This is a genomic window from Microbispora sp. NPDC088329 (genome assembly GCF_040685655.1).
Lineage (GTDB): Bacteria > Actinomycetota > Actinomycetes > Streptosporangiales > Streptosporangiaceae > Microbispora.
The window spans coordinates 502,427-523,622 of the sequence record NZ_JBFBIP010000001.1 but is presented as its reverse complement, the minus strand read 5'-3'; the positions used below and the strand labels follow the sequence as shown (position 1 = coordinate 523,622).

Here is a 21,196-nt window from a genome sequence, read left to right as displayed (position 1 = left end):
CGCTACCTGCTTTCCCGAGTTAGCCCGAACAGGTCGACGATCTCCCCCGTCAGCACGACCAGGACCGTGACCAGGAGCGCGGCCAGGGCGGCGACCGCCGCTCCCGCGAGCTCGGCCGGCCCGCGTGCGGGAACGAGGACCGTCAGCGCCAGGCCGGTGAGGGCGATCGACCCGAGGACGGCGTTCCTCGCGAGGTCGGCGGGTCCGACCGGCAGCCTCCGGTCGCCGAAACAGTGGCAGGGCACCGCGAGACCCCTGCGGATCGCGGTGCGGATGACGAAGGAGAACGCCGCCAGCGCGGCCAGCGCCACCGCGAACCCGGCGGACGCCGTGGCCGGGACGGCCGTCAGCACGACGACGGCCGCCTCCGCGACGGCCACCGTGGCCGCGAGCCCGTGGCGCCGCTCCGCTCGCAGGGCCCGCGTACGGCCGGGAAGCAGCCGCGCCGTGGCGTCGGCGAACCGCGACCAGGGCTCCCGCCCGCGCAGCTTTGAGGCGAGTGAGACCAGGAACGTCAGCCCGACGGTCATCCGGCAGGCGAGGAGCAGGTAGGTCACGGATCCCCTTTCGGCTTCGACTCCGCCGCGCATCGACCGCCGGGCCGGATCGGCCCAGGACACGCGGGCCGGCTGGGTCCGGGACACGCGGGCCGGTTCGGTCCGGGAAGCGCGGACCGGCTGGGTTCGGGACGCGCTCGGGCGTCGCCCGCGCGCGTCCCACGCACCGAGACCCCGGCCGGGCTCGGCGGGATGTCAGCAGGCCTGGCTGTAGCAGTAGTAGCCGTAGCTGCCGCCGTAGCAGCAGACCTGCCGTACGCCGTTGTTGCAGGGGCAGTTCGGGCCGGGCTGGCTGTATCCGGGGCACCAGCACGGCACGGCGGCCGACGCCTCGGTCCGGGGCACCAGGCGGGCGAGCAGGCGGTCACCCCAGGACTGGAACGTGCGAACCATCGACACTCCTCCCTTCGCGGCCGCTCGTTCGAGCAGCCGCCCTCACGTTCTCATCGAGGCGATGGAGATCAACCGATGAGCCTTCGCGAGGTGGTCAGTGAGAAGCGTTGTCAGGGGTTCCATTGCGGTGGAATGCGGCGTTCCTTCCGGTCTGCACGAGAGCCGGAGTGTCGTTGACATCGTCTGTCATGAAAGGTTCACGGCCGAGGGCGGAGCGTTCCAACACGCGAGACCGAGATCGCGGGGCGACGGCGTGCTTTCGGTGCCGTGCCGTCGCGCGCCCTCGCCCCCGAAGTCATTCCGGCTCGTTCCCCGCCGTCCCGCCCACGGTGAAGGGCGTGGTGACTCCCTCGTACATGAGATGGGCGACGAGACCCTCGGTCGCGTGCGGCAGGTTGTGGCAGTGGTCCATCCAGACGCCGGGGTTGTCGGCGACGAAGGCGATCTCGTACGTCTCGCCGGTGCCGACCTCGAGGGAGTCCACCCACCACGGGCTGCCCGTCGCCCGCACGCCGCCCCTGCTCAGCACCACGGCGTGGTGGCCGTGCAGGTGCATCGGGTGCGGCTCGCTGCTGTCGTTGACGATGCGCACCCGCACCACGTCGCCCTCGGCGACCACGAACATCGGCACGTCGGGGAACATGTGGCCGTTGATCGTCCACCAGATCCCGGGGCGTCCGTCGAGGAAGCCGGGGCGGCGCCCGATCTCGTAGTCGAACCGCCGGTCGGGCCGGTCCGGGTCGAAGCCCAGCGGCGCCGGCGTGCCGTAGGAGAGCAGGTCAAGAGTGGTCGCGGGCCGGGGGGCGGCGGGCGCGTCGTACGACCGCGAACCGAGCACGACGCCGGTCGGGCCGCCGACGTGGACCCGCACCGGTGAGCCGTCCTCGGGCATGGTCACCTCGATGTCGGCCCTTCCCCCGGCCGTGACCAGCACGGCGGTGTCCCGTACGACGGCGGGCTCGTGCAGGTCGGTGCCGTCGACGGCGGCGAGCCGGAACGGGGCGCCGCCGACCCATACGGGCGTCTGGCCGTTCTCCGTGTTGATCACGCGCACGCGCACCCGTGCGCCGGGGGCCGCCTCGGTGCGGACGTCGCCCTCCCGCCCGTTGACGGTGCGGGCTCCGTCGTAGAGATGCAGCAGCGCCACGACGTCGACGGCGGCGGGCGGTCGCGCCGCCGGGGCCACCACCAGGGCGCCCAGCAGACCGCGGCGCACCTGCTCGTGGGACACCTGATGGGAGTGATACCAGAAGGTGCCCGCCCGATCCGCGACGAAGCGGTAGGTGAAGGACCGGCCCACGCCGACCGCGTCCTGGGTGACGCCGGCGACCCCGTCCGCGGCGTTGGGCACGTCGACGCCGTGCCAGTGCAGCGTGATGCCGTCCGGCACCGACTCGTTGACCAGGCGGACCTGCACCAGCTGTCCGACCGTCGCGTGGATGACCGGACCGGGCGAGGTGCCGTTCAGCGTGTATCCGTCCACCTCGCGGCCGGTGGGCAGCCGGAACCGCTGCTTGCGGGCGACCAGGGTGACCGCGACGTCGGGCGTGCGTTCCGGATCGGCGGTCAACGACGTCAGGCTGCGCGCCGGCGCCATCTGCCCGCCGTGCCCGCCGTGCCCCGAGTGTGCGGAGTGTGCGGAGGTGCCGGCCACGTGTGTCAGGGCGCCGCCGTGGTCCGCGTATCCCATGTCCATGACCGAGTACGCACCGGGCATGAGACTGTCCTGCCACAGCCAGGCCACCGGGCCGAGCAGGGCGATGGTCGCGGCGCCCGCCAGGACGAGACGGAGACGGGCGCCGCGACGGCGAGTCGCGTTCATGGGAGTTCGTCAGGCGACGGTTTCGGCACGGGCGTACGACTGGCCGGGTGCGCTCGCCGTCGTGTCCGCCGCCGCCTTGCGGCCGCGGCGCGCGGCGTGGACGGCCGCGCTGAACAGCAGCAGCGCGTTCAGGCCGTGCAGGGCGCCCAGGGCGGGGATCTCGTGGCCGAGCAGGCCCAGGGAGACCTGGACCACGACGAGCAGGACCACGAGGGCGGCCCCCTTCACCGCTCCGGGGATCTTCGCGAAGAACGAGGAGATCAGCAGAAGCAGCGCGATCGTGGGGATGACCATCATCCCGTTCATGCCGTGGACCATGAAGGCGAAGAACTCGGGGAACTGGATGTTCCCGCTCTCCGCGGCCGCCTTGTCGATCACACCGCCCTGCTCGACGTACTTGAACAGGCCGGCGTCGCCGAGCACGACCATCATCGCCTGCACGGCGACCTCGGCCGCGACCAGCGAGGCCAGGATCTTGTAGACCAGTTTCATGACGCTCTTCCCATCCGGAACCCGGCGAGCCGTGCCGCGGCCCGGCGGTCCTCGTCTGTCTCGGCCGGCGTCCGTCTCCGCACGCCGGCCCTCACACAGGGGAAGTTACGAGCGCCTCCATGGAGAACACTTAACGATGACTTTGATGGCGCTTGGAGCCGTGGGCTCCCGCGCGAAAGCGCAGGCCGGCGGGGTGCCGGCCCGCATGTAGGTCATGTGTCGTCGCCCTGGTGCTCCAGCTGGCCGCGCCATGAGGGCACGTCCGGGGCGGTCTCCCGCCGGCGCGGGGTGAACGCCTCCGCCATCGCGCGGAACGTGGGACACGGCCAGCGCCACATGCAGCTGCGGCACCGCAGGATGGGGTTGGCGAAGTCGCTCGAGATGCCGCCCGCGTCCCTGGGCTGGTGCAGGTCGAGCAGCCGGATGCCGAGCTCAGAGAAGCTCAGCAGCTCCTCCCGCGCCTCGGCGAGGAAGTCGAGGTCCTCGGCCGCCAGCCGGGCGCTGACCGGGACGTACCCTTCGCGGTTGACCAGGCCGCGCAGCGGCTCGGCCGCGTCACGCCACGACGAGGCCTTCTCGGTGCGGACCTGGATGGTCTCCAGATGCTCACGCAGCACTCGACGCTGGGGATCCTCGGGTATTTCACTGTTCATCTGCTCTCGGGCCCGCTGTGCTCGGCGCCCGCCCTCCTTCGCGAAGTGACGACCAAGACGCGGAGGTTCCGGGCCCTCCATCCGGCGACGCCGGTGTCGCGTAGCGTCAAGCTTCGCGCACTCGGCGTTTACATGGGGCCGGAATCGGGGACAAAGGGCGGACGACTCTTCGACGAATCCGATGGAGCGTGACCCGGGGCCGGGACGACGCTAGTGTGCGCCTCGTGGAGCTCAAAGTCGCGACGCAATCCCACGCCGGTCAGGCCGTCATGGCCGTCTTCGGCGAAATCGACCTATATACGGCGCCCCGGCTGCAGGCGGAGTTCACCCGTCTGCTGGAGACCGGGCCGGACCGCGTGGTCATCGACATGTCCGGAGTGGAGTTCTGCGACTCCACGGGCATGAACGTGCTGCTGTCGGCGCTCAAGCGCCTGCGCGAGCGTGGCGGCACACTGGAGGTGGCCGCGCCGAGACCGGCGGTACGAAAGATTCTGCAGGTCACAGGACTGGACTCGGTGTTCACCGTGCACGACACGGTGCCCGCCGACCTGCTCACGGCCGAGCATCAGGGCTAGGCGAATGGGGGAGATGGCAGTGCCGGAGCCGGACACCGCGGTGGTGATCCCGGCGAAGGACGAGTCTGACCGCATCGGCGCCACCGTGACCGCCGCTCTGAAGCTGCCCGGCGTGGATCTCGTGGTCGTGGTCGACGACGGCTCGTCCGACGAGACCGGCCGGGTGGCCAGGGCGGCGGGCGCCCGGGTCGTACGGCACAGCCGAAACCGGGGCAAGGCCGCGGCGATGGAGAGCGGGGCCGAGGCCGTACGCCTCCTGGATGAGGACCGTCCCCGGCATCTGCTGTTCCTCGACGCCGACCTGGGCGAAACGGCGGCGGCGGCACTTCCGCTGATCGCGCCGATCCGCGAGGGTGAGGCCGACATGACCATCGCGAGGTTCGCGACCAGGGTCAAGCTCGGCGGGCACGGCATGGTCGTACGGCTGGCCCGCGACGGCATCAAGCGGCTCACCGGCTGGGAGGCGACCCAGCCGCTCAACGGGCAGCGGTGCCTCACCCGGGCGGCGTTCGAGGCGGCCCGGCCGCTCGCCCACGGTTTCGGCGTCGAGACAGGCATGACCGTCGACCTGCTCAGGAAGGGCTTCAGGGTGACCGAGGTCGAGGTCGAGATGTCGCACCGGGCGACCGGCACCGACTGGCGCTCGCAGATGCACAGGGCCAAGCAGCTCCGCGACGTCGGCCTGGCCCTGGCCGCCCGCGAGCCCGCCGTGAACCAGGCGCGAGCCGCCCTCCGCTCCCCACGCCGCTGACCGGGCTCGCCGGCCTGGGCTCGCCGGCCTGGGCTCGCCGGCCCGGGCTCGCCAACCTGGGCCCGTTGACCGGGGCTCGTTGACCGGGGCTCGTTGACCGGGGCTCGTTGACCGGGGCTCGTTGACCGGGGCTCGTTGACCGGGGCTCGTTGACCCGCGCCGCTGACCCGCGCCGCTGACCCGCGCCTCACCCCAGAGGCCGTGCCGGCGCGGCGATGGTCTTCCTCCGCGCGGCCGGTGCCGCCGGGCACGCCGCCCGGCCGGTGCCGCCGGGCACGCCGCCCGGCCGTGCCGACAGGCACGCCGGCCCGGCCGGTGGCGGCGGCCTCATGTGGTGGAATTCTCGGGTGGATTCGCGGGGGCTCGCACGGATCGCCGCCCGGCTGGCCCCGGCCGCCGGCGGTCTTTCGATCCTTCTCACGATCGCGATCGGCGCCCTCGGGCCGTCGGCGATGGTGCCCCGGCTGCCCGGACGGCCGTGGCAGCCCTCCTACTCGTTCGAAGTCGCGCCCGACGGTCATCTCGTCGTCGCCATGGCCGCCGCGGCGCTCGTCCTCGGCACGCTCGGCCTGGCCGCCGGCCTCGCGTACGCCGACCGGATGCCGCGGGCGCGCACGCTGGTCGTCGCCGGGTGCGCCGCCGCCGCGGTCCTCGCGTTCCTGCCGCCCTCCGGGTCGGCCGACCACCTCAACTACGCGGCGTACGGCCGGCTGGCGGCCCTCGGCTACGACCCGTACGCGACCGTGCCCGCCGACCTGCCCGCCGATCCCGTCGTCGGCAGCGTGGAGGAGTGGCGTGACACCCCCAGCGTGTACGGCCCGGTCGCGACGGCCGTGCAGGCGCTGGCGAGTCACGCCGGGGGCGAGTCGGTCCGCCTGACGGTCTTCGTGATGGCTCTGGTCAACGCCGCCGCCTTCGTCGCCACCGGCCTGCTGCTGCACCGTGCCACGGCCGGCGATCCCGTGCGGCAGCGCCGCGCGGCCCTGCTCTGGACGGCGAACCCGCTGGTCGTCTACCAGCTTGTGGCCGGGATGCACCTCGACACCCTCGCGGTCGCGCTCGTCGTGGCCGGGCTCGTCGCCCGCCGGGGCGTGCCGCTCGGCCTCGGCGTCGCGGTCAAGGCCACCGTGGGCGTGGTGGCGCTGGGCACGGCGTGGGAGCTGCGCGGCAACCCGCGGCGGCTCGCGCTGGTCGCCGGGCTCGCCACGCTCACCGTCGTCGTGGCGTACCTGCTGGCCGGGCCCCACTCGCTCGACCAGTTGCTGAACGCCAGCAGGTTGGTCTCGCTCGCCACCCCGTGGGCGCTCGCGAAGAAGGCGCTGCAGGCGGTGTTCGAACCCGGGGCGTACCACGCGTGGATCCAGGCGGGGTCGCTGCTCCTGCTGGCCGCGCTCGCCGTCCTGATGCTGCGCGGCCGTCCGGCGGCGGAGCGCGAGGGGCCGGTCGTCGCCCTCGCCGTCGCGGTGGCCTGGCTGTTCGCCACGCCGTACGCGCTGCCGTGGTACGACGGGCTGGGCTTCGCGCTGCTCGCCCTGGTCGCCTGGCCGGGCCTGGAGGCGTTCCTGGTCGCCCGGCTCACCGTGCTCTCGCTGGCCTATCTCCCGGCGCGCAAGGCGCACCAGCCGGACGACCTGTCGTGGCTCGTCGACGTGGTCAGGCAGTGGGTGGCGCCGTCGCTTCTGCTGGCGCTGACGATCGTGCTGTTGTGGTGGGCGGCGCGAGCTGGAGGGCGTGTACGGACGCCGCCAGCGCCAGCGGCACCACGACCGTCAGGGCCATCGCCGGAATCGCGATCCCCGAGTCGTTGATCAGGAACCCGGCGAACGCCGCGGTCAGCGCGCCGAACAGTCCTGCCCTCAGCTCCGGCGCCCGCTCGTACGCCAGGCTCAGCGCGGGCGCGCCCCACCGCGACGGCCGGGCCAGCACGAGGAACAGGAACGCCAGTGCGACCAGCGACAGCAGCGTCAGCGGAAGGTTGCCCAGCGTGTGAAGCATCGCCCCGAGCTTGCGTCCCACGACCGAGCCGCCCTCGCCGCCGATCAGTTGCTCGACGAACGCGCCGAGATGCGTGCGCCGATCGGCGGGACGCAGCCAGTCGGCCACCGCGATCAGCGAGATGAGCACGCCGCCCGCCACGGCGATCAGCCCCAGCCGGACGACCGAGATCCGTTTGCCCGCGACCATCAGCACGCACACCGCCACGCCGAGGACGAACGACGGCACCCCGCCGAAGTCCGCGCCCCACGTCGGCCAGCCGTCCCCGGCGATCGCGAGCAGGCCGTACGCGACGCAGACGGCCACGGCGAGCCGCGGCCGGCGGCGCAGCGCGTGGGCGACGGCCGCCAGGAGCAGGATCGTGCCGGTCGAGTAGACGGCGAAGGCCATGTTGCCGAAGCCGTAGAACCGGCCGCCGGTCACCGGCTCATACCCGGCCACCGCGTTGACCTGCAGCCGCGAGCCCGTCACCACGTCGACGAGGAGCGCGAGCGAGCTGATCCCGGCGACCACGGCGGGCGGCCCCAGCACGTGGCGGCGCCACGGCCCGGCGTACGCGAGCCCCGCCGCCAGAAGGGCGAAGGCCAGGATCGTGCCGAGCAGGGCGGGCATCGGGTGCGCGAAGCTCCACCACGGCACGAGCTGCGCCAGGAAGATCGATATCGGCAGCGCGCCGCTGACCGTCGCCACGACGCGAGTGGTCGTCAGCATGCGCCGGTGGCGCCTGACCACGACCGCGGACAGGCCGTAGAAGAGCAGTTGCGCGACGACCAGCGTGATGAAGAACGGCTCCCTGACCTCCCTGAGCACCTGGCTCGCGAGATCGGCGTCGGCGAGCTGACGGGCCGCCCCGGCGATAGGCGGGGCCGCGCCGCCGCCCGACCACGGCCTGCCGACCACGCCCTCGGGAGTGGGAACGCCGAGCAGGTGCGTGACCGTCGCCGTGACGTCGGTGATCGTGACCAGCGCCCGCTGCCGGGTCGAGGTGGCGGTCAGCCACCCGTGCCCGTACGGCCCGCCCGCGGCGATCGCGACGTGCAGGTGGGCGACGGAGCCCTCGCCGCGGCCGGGGGAGTCGGACAGCCCCGCCACGAGCACGGTCGCACCGGCGGGCACCTTGGCGAGCACCTCCGCGACGGTCCGGTCGGCCGCGCTCACGGCCGCCCGCCGCCCCTGCCCGCCGGTCTCGATCCCGGTGATCTCCCCCGCCTCGGCGACGACGAGGGCGTACGGCGTGAGGTCGGGCAGCGCGGCGGGCGTCGCGGCGTACGTCGCGACCCTGCCGGAGGAATCGGCGGCGGCCAGGGCGGCTCCCGGGCCGATGGCCGCGATGCGGCCTCCGGCGGCGGTCACGGCGTCGGCGAGGAGCCCGAGCCGGGCCTTGAACGGGCCGGCCTGCTGCACGGCGACCAGCTCGGACCAGTTCTGGATCGCGGCCGTGCCGCCGGCGCCGGTGACGGGCCCGGGGAGGGGCGTGCAGCCCGAGCCGGGCGCACCCGCCCGCTGACCGGCCGAGACCGTGAGCCATCCGGCGGCCGGGCAGGTCACGGGCGACCCTTCGGGAGGGACGGCCCTCGTGGACAGCGACGCGCTGGAGCCGCGGGCGGCCAGCCCCCACAGGGCGGGGGTCCGCCGAGGATCCAGATCGTCCCAGCGGAGACCGGGCACCCCGATCATCACGACCCGGCCCGTCACCGCGGCGGGCTGACGTGACGCCGACGCGGGAGAGGCGGGCAGGACGAAGACCGCCACGACGAGCACCAGGATCGACGCGAAGATCCCCGCCGCGGCTCGGGCCGCCGGGCCCGGAGCCGGGGCTGATCCAGGTGGCACTGTCCCGCGCTCCCTCATGATCGATAACGGTGCGGACACGGTCCACGGTAGCCTGCCTGGTCATGACGACTGGCCGGATCGCCGGGGGCCGCCGGCCTGCCTGGGCATGGGCGCTCGCCCTGGTGGCGGTGGCCGCCGCGGCGGCGCCGCTGATCGCCTTCTGGCTGACCAATCCGGAGGACCAGCGTCTGGTGGACCTGGACGTCTACCGTACGGGCGGCTGGGCGCTGCTGCGGGGGCTGCCCGTCTACGACGTGATCACGCCGGCTCCCCAACTGCTGCCGTTCACGTATCCGCCGGTGGCCGCGATGCTGGCGGTGCCGCTCGCCATGATGTCGTGGCCGGTCGCGCAGTGGGTGTGGACCGCGGCCCTCGTCGCCGTCCTCGCCGTGACGGTCCGGCACGCCTTCCGCGCCTTCCTGGACGGCGTGCGCGGCGCACTGGCCGCGCCGTTGCTGTTCGCCGTGCTGTGCGCCGCGTGCACGTATCTGATGCCGGTCAGGGACCAGTTCAGGTTCGGCCAGGTGGACCTGTTCCTCCTGGCGTTGTGCCTGCTCGACTGCGTGGCGCGCAGACCGTGGTGGCCGCGCGGCATGCTGATCGGCCTCGCCACGGCGGTGAAGCTCACCCCCGGCGTGTTCCTCGTCTACCTGGCGATCACCGCCTTTCCCGCCCGGAAGGGGGATGAGGGACAGCGCAGGGCCTTGTTCATGGCGGTGTTCACGGCGGCCCTGCTCACGCTGCTGCCGTTCCTGGTGATCTTCGACGACGCCCGGGACTTCTGGTTCGGGGCGCTGCTCGACTCCGAGCGCCTGGGCGCGAACGCCGCCACCACCAACCAGTCGTTGCGCGGCATGCTGCTCAGGCTCTACCTGCCCGGCTGGCTGACCACGGTGCTCTGGCTCGCCGCCGTCGCCGTGATCGGCTGGTACGGCTTCCGCCGTGCCCGGCGGGCATACCTGGACGGCGACGTGACGACCGCGGTGGCGCTCACCGGGCTGATGGCGGTGCTGCTGTCGCCGGTGGCCTGGATCCACCACATCGCCTGGGTCGTGGTCGTGCTCGCGGCTCTCGCGGGGTCCGGGCGCGACCCGGTCCGGCTGCTGGTCGCGGCGGGCGTGTGGCTCTACTACGTGCTGCCCGTCCCGTGGTGGGGGGTGGCGCTCAAAGCGCTGGAGATCCCCGTGCTCAGCCCGGTCGTGGGGAAAGTCGTGCAGAACGCGTTCGGGCTCGGCACGATCGGTCTCGTCTGGCTCCTCGGCTCCTGGTTGCCGCGGCGGCGGGCCGCTGTCGCCGTTCCCGCTGCGGCGACTTGACCAATTCATTACTCTCGGTGCCGTGCTGGTTACCGTTGTGGGGTTGGCCGGGGTCGTGGCGGGTGCGACCGGCATGGTCATCGGCCTGATCGCGCTGCGGGCCGCCCGCCGCTCCGTGTGGCGATGCCTGGACGTCCTCGCCCGGCGGGCGGCCGTCGAGGGGCGGGTGGACGCCAGGGCGATTCGCGACGTGGCGTTGTACCGGTACGACGCGCTCGACGAGATGACCGGCAGGCTGTCGTTCTCACTCGCGCTCATCAACGGCTTCGGTGACGGCGTCGTGCTGACGTCGATCAACGGGCGCACCGAGACCCGCACGTACGCCCGCGCCGTACGCGGAGGGAGGGGAGTGCAGCCGCTGTCGCCGGAGGAGGACCGGGCCGTACGGGCGGCCAGACTCGGCATGGGTCCTGAGGTCGAGCCGCATCGCGTCCGACGCTGAGGTGGGACGGCGGAGGGCGGGAGGCGTCCACAGGGCGGGGCTGACGAGGACGTTTTCCACAGGAGTGTCGTCGCGCGACCGCGACACCTGCCGGCGGATACTCTGGATGACATGTCGAAGCTCGCGTATCTAGGGCCCCAGGGCACCTTCTGTGAAGCGGCTCTACGACTTCTGGAGCCGAATGCCGAGCGTCTGCCCTGCGCCAATGTCGGAGCCGCGCTCGACGCCGCCCGCGACGGCGAGGCGGACGGCGCGGTGGTCCCGCTGGAGAACTCGGTGGAGGGGGCGATCACCCAGACCCTCGACGAGCTGGCCGGGGGGAAGCCGCTCCACATCACCGGTGAGTGGCTGCTTCCGGTCGAGTTCTCCCTGCTGGTGCGCTCCGGCACCGAGCTGGCCCAGATCAAGCGGATCATCACCCATCCGGCGGCGCACACCCAGTGCCGTGGGTTCATCGAGCGCGAGATGCCCGGCGCCGTGGTGATCGCGGCCTCCTCGACGGCCGCCGCCGCGCAGGAGGTCGCCTCTCCCGAGTCGCCGTACGACGCGGCGATCAGCCCGGCCATCGCCGGGGAGTACTACGGGCTCGACGAGGCCGCCTCGAACATCGGAGACCGCTCCGACACCGTCACCCGGTTCATCAAGGTGAACCGTCCCGGCCCGCTGCCCGAGCCCACCGGCGCCGACCGCACCTCGCTCGTGGCCTTCCTCCGTGACGACCACCCGGGCGCGCTGCTGGAGATGCTGAGCGAGTTCGCGGTGCGCGGGGTCAACCTGACCCGCATCGAGTCGCGACCCACCGGAGACGGCATCGGCCGCTACTTCTTCCACTTCGACCTGGAAGGTCACATCGCCGACGCCCGGGTCGGGGAGGCCGTCACCGGGCTCCGCCGGCTCTGCGACGACGTGCGTTTCCTCGGCAGCTATCCGCGCGCCGACCGCGTTGCGACGCAGGTCAGGGAGGGTACGGCGGACGCGGACTTCGCCGAGGCCGGAGAATGGCTCGCCAAGATCCGCGCCGGTCTCGCTTAACGGGCGGGAGCCGCACCGGCTCCGGTAGCCTTTGAGCCGTGATTGACCTGCGAACCCTTCGTGAGGACCCTGACCGGCTCCGGGCGTCGCAGCGCGTCCGCGGCGAGGACGACTCGGTCGTGGAGACCCTGCTGTCGCTCGACGAGCGCCGCCGTGCCGCGCTCAACAACTTCGAGTCGCTGCGCGCCGAGCAGAAGAGCATCGGCAAGTCGGTGTCCCGCGCGTCCGGAGACGAGCGCCAGGCGCTGCTCGATCGCGCGAAGGATCTGGCCGCGCAGGTGAAGGCGGCCGAGAGCGAGGCCGCCGCGCTGGCGAGCGAGCTCGACGAGCTGCTCATGACCGTGCCGAACATCGTCGAGCAGGGCGCGCCCGCCGGCGGCGAGGACGACTACGTGGTGCTGGAGGAGATCGGCGAGAAGCCGGTCTTCGACTTCGAGCCACGCGACCACGTCGAGCTGGGCGAGCTGCTCGGCGCGATCGACACCGAGCGCGGTGCCAAGGTGTCCGGCGCCCGCTTCTTCTTCCTCAAGGGCGTCGGCGCGCGGCTCCAGCTCGGGCTGCTCAACATGGCGATGCAGCAGGCGGTCGAGGCCGGCTTCACGCCGATGATCACGCCCGTGCTGGTCAAGCCCGAGGCCATGGCCGGCACCGGCTTCCTCGGCGCCCACGCGAGCGAGGTCTACCGGCTGGAGGCCGACGACCTCTACCTGGTCGGCACCAGCGAGGTGCCGATGGCGGCCTACCACTCCGACGAGATCCTCGACCGGGCGTCGCTGCCGATGCGGTACGCCGGCTGGTCGTCCTGCTTCCGCCGCGAGGCCGGGTCGTACGGCAAGGACACCCGGGGCATCATCCGCGTCCACCAGTTCGACAAGGTGGAGATGTTCTCCTACTGCCGTCCCGAGGACGCGCACGAGGAGCACCTGCGGCTCCTCGCGTGGGAGAAGGAGATGCTGGAGAAGGTCGAGATCCCCTTCCGGGTGATCGACGTGGCGGGTGGCGACCTCGGCTCGTCCGCGTCGCGGAAGTACGACTGCGAGGGCTGGGTGCCCACGCAGGGCCGCTACCGTGAGCTCACCTCGACCTCCAACTGCACCGACTTCCAGGCCCGCCGCCTGAAGGTGCGCTATCGGGACGAGGACGGCAAGCCGCAGCACGTGGCCACTCTCAACGGCACGCTCGCCACCACCCGCTGGATCGTGGCGATCCTGGAGAACCACCAGCAGGCCGACGGCTCTGTGGTCGTTCCCAAGGCGCTGCGGCCGTACGTGGGGCTCGACGTGCTGGAGCCGCTGTCCCGTTAGGGAGTCGATCGACCCGCTCTGAATGAGGACCTCCGGCGTGGTGCCGCCTGCCACGTCCGGAGGTCTTCGTGTTTCACCGTGACGGCCCGAATGTCCGGGGTCGTGGCCGGCGAATCCCGGCCCTGCCGTGCGGGCCGGCCGAATACGAGCGGAACGCCCCATGGGGGGCCTGGGGGGCCGAAAGCGTCAGAGGTGGCAAAGGATGCGATATGCGCGTTGGCGGCAGGGGATGTCAGATGTGATGTAAATCTCTCTGTTTCGGCGAGGTTGGGGCGCGGAGAAGGCCCTCATCGTGAAACTTTCATGCGCAAAGGCCGTCCGGTACGTCGCGCTCCACGTGTGCGGCTTGGGCGGCGGCACGTTCACCCTCACGCCATGCCCACCCTCACGCCATGCCCACCCTCACGCCATGCCCACGGCCCCGCTGCCGCCTGCAGCACGTGCCGCAGCCCCGGATGCGGCCCTCAAACCCGGCTCAGAGCCACTCAGAGCCTCAGACCGGCCCTCAGCTCGGCCCAAGGCCCCGCACACGGCCTCAGAAGCCCCAGACGGCCCTCAATCCCGCGCAGAGCCACCGGCTCGGCCTCGGCGGGGTCTTGGTGCTGCGTTCTTCCCGCCAGGCCTCGCGGCGCCCGCCGACGGGCTTGGCGGGGTGGCCGAGGGCGTGCACCTCGGGCCCGGTCGGCCCCTGGAATGCGAAAAGCGGGGCTCGCCACGGCGAGCCCCGCTTCTCTCAAGTCGTCAGGTCAGAGGCCACGGACGTTCGACGCCTGCGGACCCTTCGGACCGGCGATGACCTCGAACTCGACCCGCTGGCCGTCCTCCAGGTTGCGGTAGCCGCTGCCCGTGATCGCGGAGAAGTGCACGAACACGTCGGGCTCGCCGCCGTCCGGTGCGATGAAGCCGAAGCCCTTCTCAGCGTTGAACCACTTGACGGTTCCCTGAGCCATTACTGCTCTCCCTAAGGAAGTGAATCTTGGGGACCACACCTCGTGGACCCCGGGTGTGTCGCACAGCTCCCCGGGTGGCTCATACAGTCAAACTGGTTTTCGCTACGGGAACAGCTAATACAACGCCTTCACATCTAACACTATGTAGCCCGTTGGTGTTCCACGTCCGGGGGAGATTTCTCGTGCCGAGGGCGGCCGGGGGCGTCCCCGGGCGTATGTCGGTGCACACTGGAACCTGTCATGACCTGCCCCCGCCTTGTCGCCACGGATCTCGACGGCACCGCTCTGCGCACCGACGGAACGATCTCTCCACGCACCGCCGCCGCCTTCGCCCGGGTGGAGGAGGCCGGCGGCACGCTCGTCTTCGTCACCGGCCGCCCGCCCAGGTGGATGCACACCGTGGCGGGAGCCGTACGGCACCGTGGGCTGGCGATCTGCGCGAACGGCGCGCTCGTGTACGACCTGCACACCGAGGAGATCGTCGAGGCGCATCTGATCGCCTCCGACGTCCTCCAGGAGTGCGTCGCCCGCCTGCGACGGCAGGTGCCCGGCCTGACGTTCTCGGTCGAGTACGAGGGGGGCTTCGCGCACGAGTCCGACTACGCGCTGGGCGGCTGGGATTCGCGCGAGCTGTCCTACGGACAGGAAGTGGCGATCTCGGCGCTGACGTCCCGGCCGTGCGCCAAACTGCTCGCGCAGCACGTCTCGATGGACCCCGACGAGCTGCACCGGGGAGTGCTGGAGATCGTCGGCGACATCGTGACCCCGACCCACTCGAGCGGGCGGGCGCTGATCGAGATGAGCGCGCACGGTGTGACGAAGGCCACGGCCCTCGCCGCGCTGGCCGACGAGCGCGGGATCAAGCCCGCGGAGGTGGTCGCCTTCGGCGACATGCCGAACGACCTGCCGATGCTGACCTGGGCCGGCACGTCGTACGCCGTGGCGAACGCCCATCCCGACGTGCTGGCCGCCGTCGACCATGTGACGGCGGCCAACAACGACGACGGTGTGGCGGTGGTGCTGGAGAACCTGTTCTGAGGTGAAGGCAGGGCCCAGCGTTACAGGTAGGGTCCGCCGGCGCGGTGGCCCTGGTCGTCCTGCGTGCCCGGGTTCATGCCGCCGGGGAGTGCGCGGCGCATCTGCTCGAGTTGGGCGCGGGCGGCCATCTGCTGGGCGAACAGCGTGGTCTGGATGCCGTGGAACAGGCCCTCCAGCCAGCCGACGAGCTGGGCGTGCGCGACCCGCAGCTCCGCGTCGCTGGGCGCGGTGCCGGTCTCGTCGCTGAACGGCAGGGACAACCGTTCAAGCTCCTGCACCAGTTCGGGGGCGAGACCCTCTTCCAGCTCCTTGATCGAGCTCTGGTGGATGTCCTTGAGCCGCTTGCGGCTGGCCTCGTCGAGGGGAGCCGCCCGCACCTCCTCCAACAACTGGCGGATCATGCTGCCGATCCGCATCACCTTGGCGGGCTGCTCCACCAGGTCGGCGACGGACCGCTCCTCGTGCTCGCCATTACCGTTGCCGCCGGAGACCGAGAGGCCCTGCGGCCCCACGACCACGATCTGCGGCGTGCTCTCGTCTGCGTTCATCGATCGCTTACATCTCCTGATTCGCCGGGGCACACCGTGCTCACCCCATCAACCTAGCTCACCTCACCAGCAGGAGTTTGCCCACGTGTTGCCCTTCTTCGAGCATGCGGTGGGCGTGGGCGGCCTGGTCGAGGGGGATCCGCTCGTGCACCACGGGCCGTACGGCCCCGGCCGTGACGAGCGGCCACACGTTGTCCACCACGCCCCGGCAGATCACGCCCTTGTCGTCCACCGGACGGTTGCGCAGCCCGGTCGCGTGGACCGCCGCCCGCTTGGCGAGGAGCGTGCCGAGATCGAGCTCGCCCTTTGCGCCGCCCTGCATGCCGATGACGACCAGGCGGCCGCCGGTGGCGAGGGCGCGGAGGTTCCCGGGCAGGTATTTCGCGCCGACGATGTCGAGGATGACGTCGGCCTGGCCCTCGAACCGCTCCGCGAAGTCCTCCTCGCGGTAGTTCACGCCCTCGTCCGCGCCCAGCTCGCGGCAGCGCGCGAGCTTGTCCGCCGACCCGGCCGTCACGAGCACGCGCGAGCCGTACGCCTTGGCGAGCTGGATGGCCATGGTGCCGATGCCGCTCGCGCCACCGTGGACGAGCAGAGTCTCGCCCTTCCTCAGGCGGGCCGTCATGAAGACGTTCGACCACACCGTGCAGGCGACCTCGGGGAGACCGGCGGCCTCGTCCAGGGGAATGCCCTCCGGCACCGGCATCACCTGCTGCCAGGGAACCGCCACCCGTTCGGCGTATCCGCCGCCGGCAAGGAGGGCGCAGACCCTATCGCCGGGCGCGAGATGAGGGACATTCCCGCCGACTTCAATGATCATTCCCGAACATTCGAGTCCGGGGATCTCGGAGGCGCCGGGCGGGGGCGGATAGAAGCCGCGGCGCTGCAGCAGATCCGCCCGGTTGACGGCCGAGGCGGCGACGTCGATGACCACCTCACCTGGGGCGGGATGCGGGTCCGGCACTTCCTCCCAAGCCAAAACCTCAGGTCCGCCGGGTTCGGAAATCACGATCGCACGCATGTGACCTAAAGTAGCGTGGCGGGGAAGTAGGCGGTTGCCCGTATTCACCGCATTACGGGGCGCTAATCTGCAATGTGTTTGCTACCCCATTAGCCCAGCCCGAGGGGGTACACGGTGGCGAGACATGATCGTGAGGATCCCCATTCTCTCGAGGACCAGCTCGCGTGGCTTGACGCGATCAAGGAGATGCCCGACGAGGTCGAGATAGCCGTCAGCGCGGTCACCTCCGCCACCGTCGCCTCTCCACCGCCGTCGTCCGCCGAACCCGAGCCCGTCTCCCCGTACCCCGCCGACCCCTGGAGTCTCGTCCCGGCCGAGCCCGCGTCCGGCGGTCTGATCCGCGGCGCCGCCGACAGCGCGACCGGCTCCGCGTACGGTGCCCCGCGGCAGGAGGACGAGGAGACCGCGGAGGCCTCCGAGGCGTCGTCCACCAGTCCCATCCGCGAGTCCCACTTCGGCGGCGACTCCGGCTATTCGGGCGGCTTTGGGTACGAAAGTGTGGAAAAGTCCGGGTTTGGGTCGGGCTATGGAGTCGATTCGGGGTATGGCGAATCGGCCTTCGGCGACACGACGGCCTTCGTGACCAGGCCCGGCTCCTCGCCTGCGGACGAGTGTGAGGACGCGCCGCCGACCGAGTCCTCCGGCGCTTTCGGTCTGTCCCCGGAGACGTCCCTCCGGGGCGGCGCTCTCGGCGAATCTACGGAGACGACCACCCGGGGCGGCGGTTTCGGTGAACATCCGGAGACATCTCGCCGGGGCGGCGCCTTCGGTGACCCTGGGGAGACGGCGGCCCGAGGCGACGCCTTCGGCGAGCATGCGGAGACGTCCGGCCGTGGTACGGCTTTCGGTGACCCTGGGGAGACGTCCGGCCGTGGTACGGCTTTCGGTGACCCTGGGGAGACGTCCGGCCGTGGTACGGCTTTCGGTGAGCCCGCGGAGACGTCCGCGTCGTCGACCGGACCCGTAAGCCCTCCGTCGCCCGAGCCGTCTTTCGGCGCGGCGTCCGAGTCGTCCTTCGCGCCCTCTTTCGGCGCGTCTTTCGGTGCGGCATCGGAGCCCTCTGCGACGTCCTCGGGCACGATGTCGGAGTCGCCGAGCGGTGACCAGGAGCCGGAGGACGACGGCCGCCCCACCTCGTCGCAGGGGGGCCTGGACGGTTCCTCGTCCTTCACCACCCCTCTGTTCGGCGAACGGGCCTTCGGCGCCTTTTCCGGCTCGCCCGCGGACACCGACGGCTACAACGTCGGAGCCTTCTCCGACAGCGAGACGCGTGAGCCCTTCTCCTCGTCGGAGCCCGGCACGCCGTCCGCGTCCCAGGAGCCGTTGCGGGGCTGGCTGGAGCCGGCCGTGCCGGTGCCGGCCGCCCAGCAGGAACCCGCCACCGCCCCCGAGCCGGAAGAGCAGCCCGCGCCGCCGGAGATCCCGTCTCCCTTCGCCGCCCCGCGCGCCGAGGCCCCTCCGGACATCAAGGACGACCGCTTCACCGGTTCGCTGCGGGAGGATCTGGCCGCCGAGGAGCGAAAGCCGTACGAGCCGGGTCCTGTCGCGGCGCCCGCGCCCGCACCCGCGCGTTCGCCAATGCCGGAGGCCATGCCGGAGCCCGCGCCCGAGCGTACGCCGAGCCTCGCACCCGAGCAGGCGCTCGTCGCGGAACGGGACGCGGTGGCAGAGCGGGAGGCGTACCAATCTCCCCGCCGACCGGCTCCCCCTGCCCACGCCTTCGCCTCGCCGGCGCGTACGACAGGGTCGAAGACGGCAGGGTCGAAAGCGGCAGGATCCAAGCCGACCGCCGACAGCCTCGACCCGGTCACGCTGCTGAGGGGACGGAGGAACGTTCCCGCGACGGGCTGGCGGCGGCTGGTCTACAAGGCGTCCGCCGGACTGATCAAGCCGGGCGAGGCCCCGGAGGTGCGGCGGCGTCGTGAACTGGTGCAACGCGCCCGCACGCCCGTCGCCACCGGCCATCACCGGGTCGCCGTGCTCAGCCTCAAGGGTGGTGTGGGCAAGACCACGACGACCGTCGGCCTCGGCGCCACGCTCGCGCAGGTGCGCGGCGACCGTGTCATCGCCGTCGACGCCAACCCCGACCGCGGGACGCTCTCCGACAAGGTCGAGTTGGAGACCGCGGCCACCGTACGCGACCTGCTGAACGAGCGCGCGCAGATCAAGCGGTATGTGGACATCAGGGCTTTCACGTCGCAGACGCCGTCGCGGCTGGAGATCCTGGCGTCGGACCGCGACCCGTCGGTGTCGGAGGCGTTCAGCGCCAAGGACTACCACGCGGTGGCGCAGGTGCTGGAGAACTTCTACTCCATCTGCATCACCGACTGCGGCACCGGCCTCCTGCACTCCGCCATGTCAGGTGTGCTCGGTATGGCCGACCAGATCGTGCTGGTCAGCTCGCCGTCCGTGGACGGCGCGCGGGCGGCCTCGGCCACGCTGGACTGGCTGGAGGCGCACCACTACGGCGATCTCGTCCGGGCCGCCACCGTGGTGCTGTGCAGCGTACGGCAGCGCTCGAAGTCCACGGTGGACCTCGACAAGCTGGAGGCTCATTTCGCCGCCCGTTGCCGCACCGTGGTCCGCGTGCCGTACGACGCCCACCTGGAGGAGGGGGCGGAGATCGATCTCGACCGCCTTCAGCAGGCCACCAGGGACGCCTACCTCCGTCTGGCCGCCTCCGTGGGCGATGGCTTCGCCGGGCCGCAGGCACTGACCGAGCGCAGGTTCTCCGAAATTCCCGATCACCTGTAGCCGATCGCGGGCCGGGAATGATCTCTTTCGCGGTCGCGGTCACGTGCCGGGGAGTGACAGACTAGGCTGCTGCGTGGCGCCTCCAGCCGCGGGGCGCCGGGGAGAGCTCGCCTAGTGGACGATGGCGGCGGTCTTGAAAACCGCTAGGCCGGGTGACCGGTCTCGTGGGTTCGAATCCCACGCTCTCCGCTCAACCAGCCAAAACGGCGTCTGACCAGCGGTTTCGCACCGGTCGGACGCCGTCGCTCGTTCCGGCCGTGCGCAGCCGTACGCCACCCTGAGCAGCCCTCGGCCGACACCAGTACAGCTTTGGCCGAGGCCGCCCCGATCGACTGGTGGGGTGATCACAAGCGTTTACCGGGCTTACGGAAAGAACCATGCCGGCAGGCGTTCTCCAGGCTCGCTACGATCTGTCCACGGGCTGACCCAGCTCCCCGAGGGACTGCGTGAGCCGCTTCCGGGCAGCATTCAGGCGTCCGCTGTAGTCCGGCATGAAGATGTCAACCAGCGCGGTCTCCAGTGTCCCGGCGATCAGGTGTAGCGGTGACCAGACCGCGCGGTCCTCGCCGACCAAGTCGTCGAACTCCGCGGTGCCGATCATTCGGTCGAGCCAGTCAGAGAGCACCAGGGCCTGATCCTGCGTCAGACTGATTGTGAACTCTCTCTCCATCACCTCGCCGAGGGTAGCGTCGCTCGGCCCGGTGATCTAAAGGTCGATGACGACCTTGCCATGCACGTGCCGGCCGGCCTGGAGCTCGGCCGCGCGGCGGATCTGCTCGACCGGGAAGGTCGCCGCGATAGGCACTCGAAGTCGGCCCGCCGCGACCATGCGGGCGACCTCTTCCAGGGCGCCGGGGGCGGCGTTCGCGCCGTTGGCCGCCGGCACGCCGTCGACTTGCGCGGCGATGGTGCAGATGCGGCCGTCCGGGACGCCGAGTTCCCTCGCGGCGCGCACTGTCTCCGTCCCGTGCAGGTCGATGGCGGCGGTGACACCGCCGGGAGCGAGGGCTCGGACCCGGTCGGCCAGGCCGTCGCCGTAGGCGACCGGCTCGGCTCCGAGATCGCGCAGGAAATCGGATGATGTCGCCGATCCCGTCCCGATCACGCGGGCTCCTGCGATCCGGGCCAGCTGGACGGCGAACACCCCGACCCCGCCCGCCGCGCCGCCGATCAGCACTGTGTCGTCCGGGCCGGGGTCGACCACGGCGAGGGCGGCGGATGCCGTACGGCCGGCGATGGTGAGGGCGGCGGCGGTGCGGTCGTCGACGCCGTCGGGAGTGTGATGCGCCTCGTTCGCCGCGATTCCCCCGGCCGGGTCGATCACCACGAAGTCGGCGACCGCGCGGGACAGGGCGCCCCCGAACACCCGGTCGCCGGGCGCGAAGCCGGTCACCCCTTCGCCGACCTGGTCGACCAGCCCCGCGTAGTCGGTCCCGAACCCGGCCGGGAGGCTCAAGCCGAACCGGGCGGCGGTGTCCGCGTCGGCGGTCATGATCCAGTCCATCGGGTTCAGACCGGCCGCGGTGACCCGCACGCGGATCTGTCCCGGGCCGGCGTGCGGAGCGGGAACCTCACGGATGTCCAGGACTTCGGGGCCGCCGAATGAATCGAGCCTGACCGCCCTGCTCCTGCCCGTCGGCGGTTGTTCCTGCATGTAGGCCTGTCTCCTTGGGGACCGAGGGAACGTGTGGAAACGGACTATGCTCCGTTTCCATGGATG

General features: G+C 71.6%; 19 protein-coding genes and 1 tRNA gene. 10 read left to right on the top strand and 10 right to left on the bottom strand.

Annotation, left to right across the window (positions count from 1 at the left end):
* Positions 1-2 precede the first annotated feature (2 nt).
* From AB0O28_RS02590 to AB0O28_RS02570, 5 genes are all read right to left on the bottom strand, one after another.
* Positions 3-557, bottom strand: coding sequence for a MauE/DoxX family redox-associated membrane protein (locus AB0O28_RS02590; protein WP_363635473.1), 555 nt, complete (start codon positions 555-557; stop codon positions 3-5).
* A gap of 195 nt (positions 558-752) precedes the next feature.
* On the bottom strand, positions 753-950 hold the full coding sequence (locus AB0O28_RS02585; protein WP_363635471.1) for a hypothetical protein: 198 nt from the start codon (positions 948-950) through the stop codon (positions 753-755).
* 295 nt (positions 951-1,245) lie between these two features.
* A complete protein-coding gene (locus AB0O28_RS02580; RefSeq protein ID WP_363635469.1) occupies positions 1,246-2,772 on the bottom strand; it encodes a multicopper oxidase family protein in 1,527 nt (508 codons plus the stop codon).
* 9 nt (positions 2,773-2,781) lie between these two features.
* Positions 2,782-3,264: a hypothetical protein gene (locus AB0O28_RS02575; RefSeq protein WP_363635467.1), complete on the bottom strand. Its 483-nt coding sequence runs from the start codon at positions 3,262-3,264 to the stop codon at positions 2,782-2,784.
* A 212-nt stretch (positions 3,265-3,476) separates the two neighbouring features.
* Positions 3,477-3,881, bottom strand: a complete 405-nt coding sequence (locus AB0O28_RS02570) for a hypothetical protein (protein WP_363635465.1) — start codon at positions 3,879-3,881, stop codon at positions 3,477-3,479.
* A gap of 260 nt (positions 3,882-4,141) precedes the next feature.
* On the opposite strand from AB0O28_RS02570, the gene AB0O28_RS02565 reads away from it, so the two are divergent.
* The 7 genes from AB0O28_RS02565 (at position 4,142) to serS (ending at position 13,165) form a co-directional block, all read left to right on the top strand.
* On the top strand, positions 4,142-4,492 hold the full coding sequence (locus AB0O28_RS02565) for an STAS domain-containing protein (protein WP_030511009.1): 351 nt from the start codon (positions 4,142-4,144) through the stop codon (positions 4,490-4,492).
* A gap of 19 nt (positions 4,493-4,511) precedes the next feature.
* Positions 4,512-5,243: a glycosyltransferase gene (locus tag AB0O28_RS02560; protein WP_363635462.1), complete on the top strand. Its 732-nt coding sequence runs from the start codon at positions 4,512-4,514 to the stop codon at positions 5,241-5,243.
* Positions 5,244-5,458: 215 nt separating this feature from the next.
* Positions 5,459-7,051 (top strand): polyprenol phosphomannose-dependent alpha 1,6 mannosyltransferase MptB, encoded by a 1,593-nt coding sequence (gene mptB, locus AB0O28_RS02555; RefSeq protein WP_363635460.1) that lies wholly within the window; start codon positions 5,459-5,461, stop codon positions 7,049-7,051.
* 2,082 nt (positions 7,052-9,133) lie between these two features.
* A complete protein-coding gene (locus AB0O28_RS02550; RefSeq protein WP_363635458.1) occupies positions 9,134-10,387 on the top strand; it encodes a glycosyltransferase 87 family protein in 1,254 nt (417 codons plus the stop codon).
* A 22-nt stretch (positions 10,388-10,409) separates the two neighbouring features.
* The gene (locus AB0O28_RS02545; protein ID WP_363635456.1) at positions 10,410-10,829 is read left to right on the top strand and encodes a DUF4446 family protein; all 420 of its coding nucleotides are present in this window, start codon (positions 10,410-10,412) and stop codon (positions 10,827-10,829) included.
* A gap of 111 nt (positions 10,830-10,940) precedes the next feature.
* Positions 10,941-11,861 (top strand): prephenate dehydratase, encoded by a 921-nt coding sequence (gene pheA, locus AB0O28_RS02540; protein ID WP_363635454.1) that lies wholly within the window; start codon positions 10,941-10,943, stop codon positions 11,859-11,861.
* A gap of 38 nt (positions 11,862-11,899) precedes the next feature.
* Complete coding sequence (gene serS, locus AB0O28_RS02535) at positions 11,900-13,165, top strand: serine--tRNA ligase (protein ID WP_363635452.1); 1,266 nt, start codon at positions 11,900-11,902, stop codon at positions 13,163-13,165.
* Positions 13,166-13,911: 746 nt separating this feature from the next.
* On the opposite strand, the gene AB0O28_RS02530 is transcribed toward serS, so the two are convergent.
* Complete coding sequence (locus tag AB0O28_RS02530; protein WP_041952879.1) at positions 13,912-14,115, bottom strand: cold-shock protein; 204 nt, start codon at positions 14,113-14,115, stop codon at positions 13,912-13,914.
* A gap of 240 nt (positions 14,116-14,355) precedes the next feature.
* On the opposite strand from AB0O28_RS02530, the gene AB0O28_RS02525 reads away from it, so the two are divergent.
* Positions 14,356-15,153 carry a Cof-type HAD-IIB family hydrolase gene (locus AB0O28_RS02525; RefSeq protein ID WP_363635450.1) on the top strand — a complete coding sequence of 266 codons (798 nt, stop codon included), beginning with the start codon at positions 14,356-14,358 and terminating at the stop codon, positions 15,151-15,153.
* A 20-nt stretch (positions 15,154-15,173) separates the two neighbouring features.
* Here AB0O28_RS02525 and AB0O28_RS02520 read toward each other — a convergent pair whose 3' ends face one another.
* Positions 15,174-15,701, bottom strand: a complete 528-nt coding sequence (locus AB0O28_RS02520) for a bacterial proteasome activator family protein (RefSeq protein ID WP_363635448.1) — start codon at positions 15,699-15,701, stop codon at positions 15,174-15,176.
* Positions 15,702-15,759: 58 nt separating this feature from the next.
* The gene (locus AB0O28_RS02515) at positions 15,760-16,722 is read right to left on the bottom strand and encodes an NAD(P)H-quinone oxidoreductase (protein WP_363635446.1); all 963 of its coding nucleotides are present in this window, start codon (positions 16,720-16,722) and stop codon (positions 15,760-15,762) included.
* Positions 16,723-16,836: 114 nt separating this feature from the next.
* Here AB0O28_RS02515 and AB0O28_RS02510 point away from each other — a divergent pair, with 114 nt between their 5' ends.
* Together AB0O28_RS02510 and AB0O28_RS02505 are read left to right on the top strand one after the other, a co-directional pair.
* The gene (locus tag AB0O28_RS02510; RefSeq protein ID WP_363635444.1) at positions 16,837-19,476 is read left to right on the top strand and encodes an AAA family ATPase; all 2,640 of its coding nucleotides are present in this window, start codon (positions 16,837-16,839) and stop codon (positions 19,474-19,476) included.
* 100 nt (positions 19,477-19,576) lie between these two features.
* A tRNA-Ser gene (locus tag AB0O28_RS02505) sits at positions 19,577-19,665 on the top strand.
* 214 nt (positions 19,666-19,879) lie between these two features.
* On the opposite strand, the gene AB0O28_RS02500 is transcribed toward AB0O28_RS02505, so the two are convergent.
* Together AB0O28_RS02500 and AB0O28_RS02495 are read right to left on the bottom strand one after the other, a co-directional pair.
* Complete coding sequence (locus AB0O28_RS02500) at positions 19,880-20,146, bottom strand: hypothetical protein (protein WP_363636155.1); 267 nt, start codon at positions 20,144-20,146, stop codon at positions 19,880-19,882.
* A gap of 36 nt (positions 20,147-20,182) precedes the next feature.
* Entirely contained in the window at positions 20,183-21,130 is a 948-nt protein-coding gene (locus AB0O28_RS02495) for an NADP-dependent oxidoreductase (protein WP_363635442.1), read from the bottom strand.
* Positions 21,131-21,196: the final 66 nt, after the last annotated feature.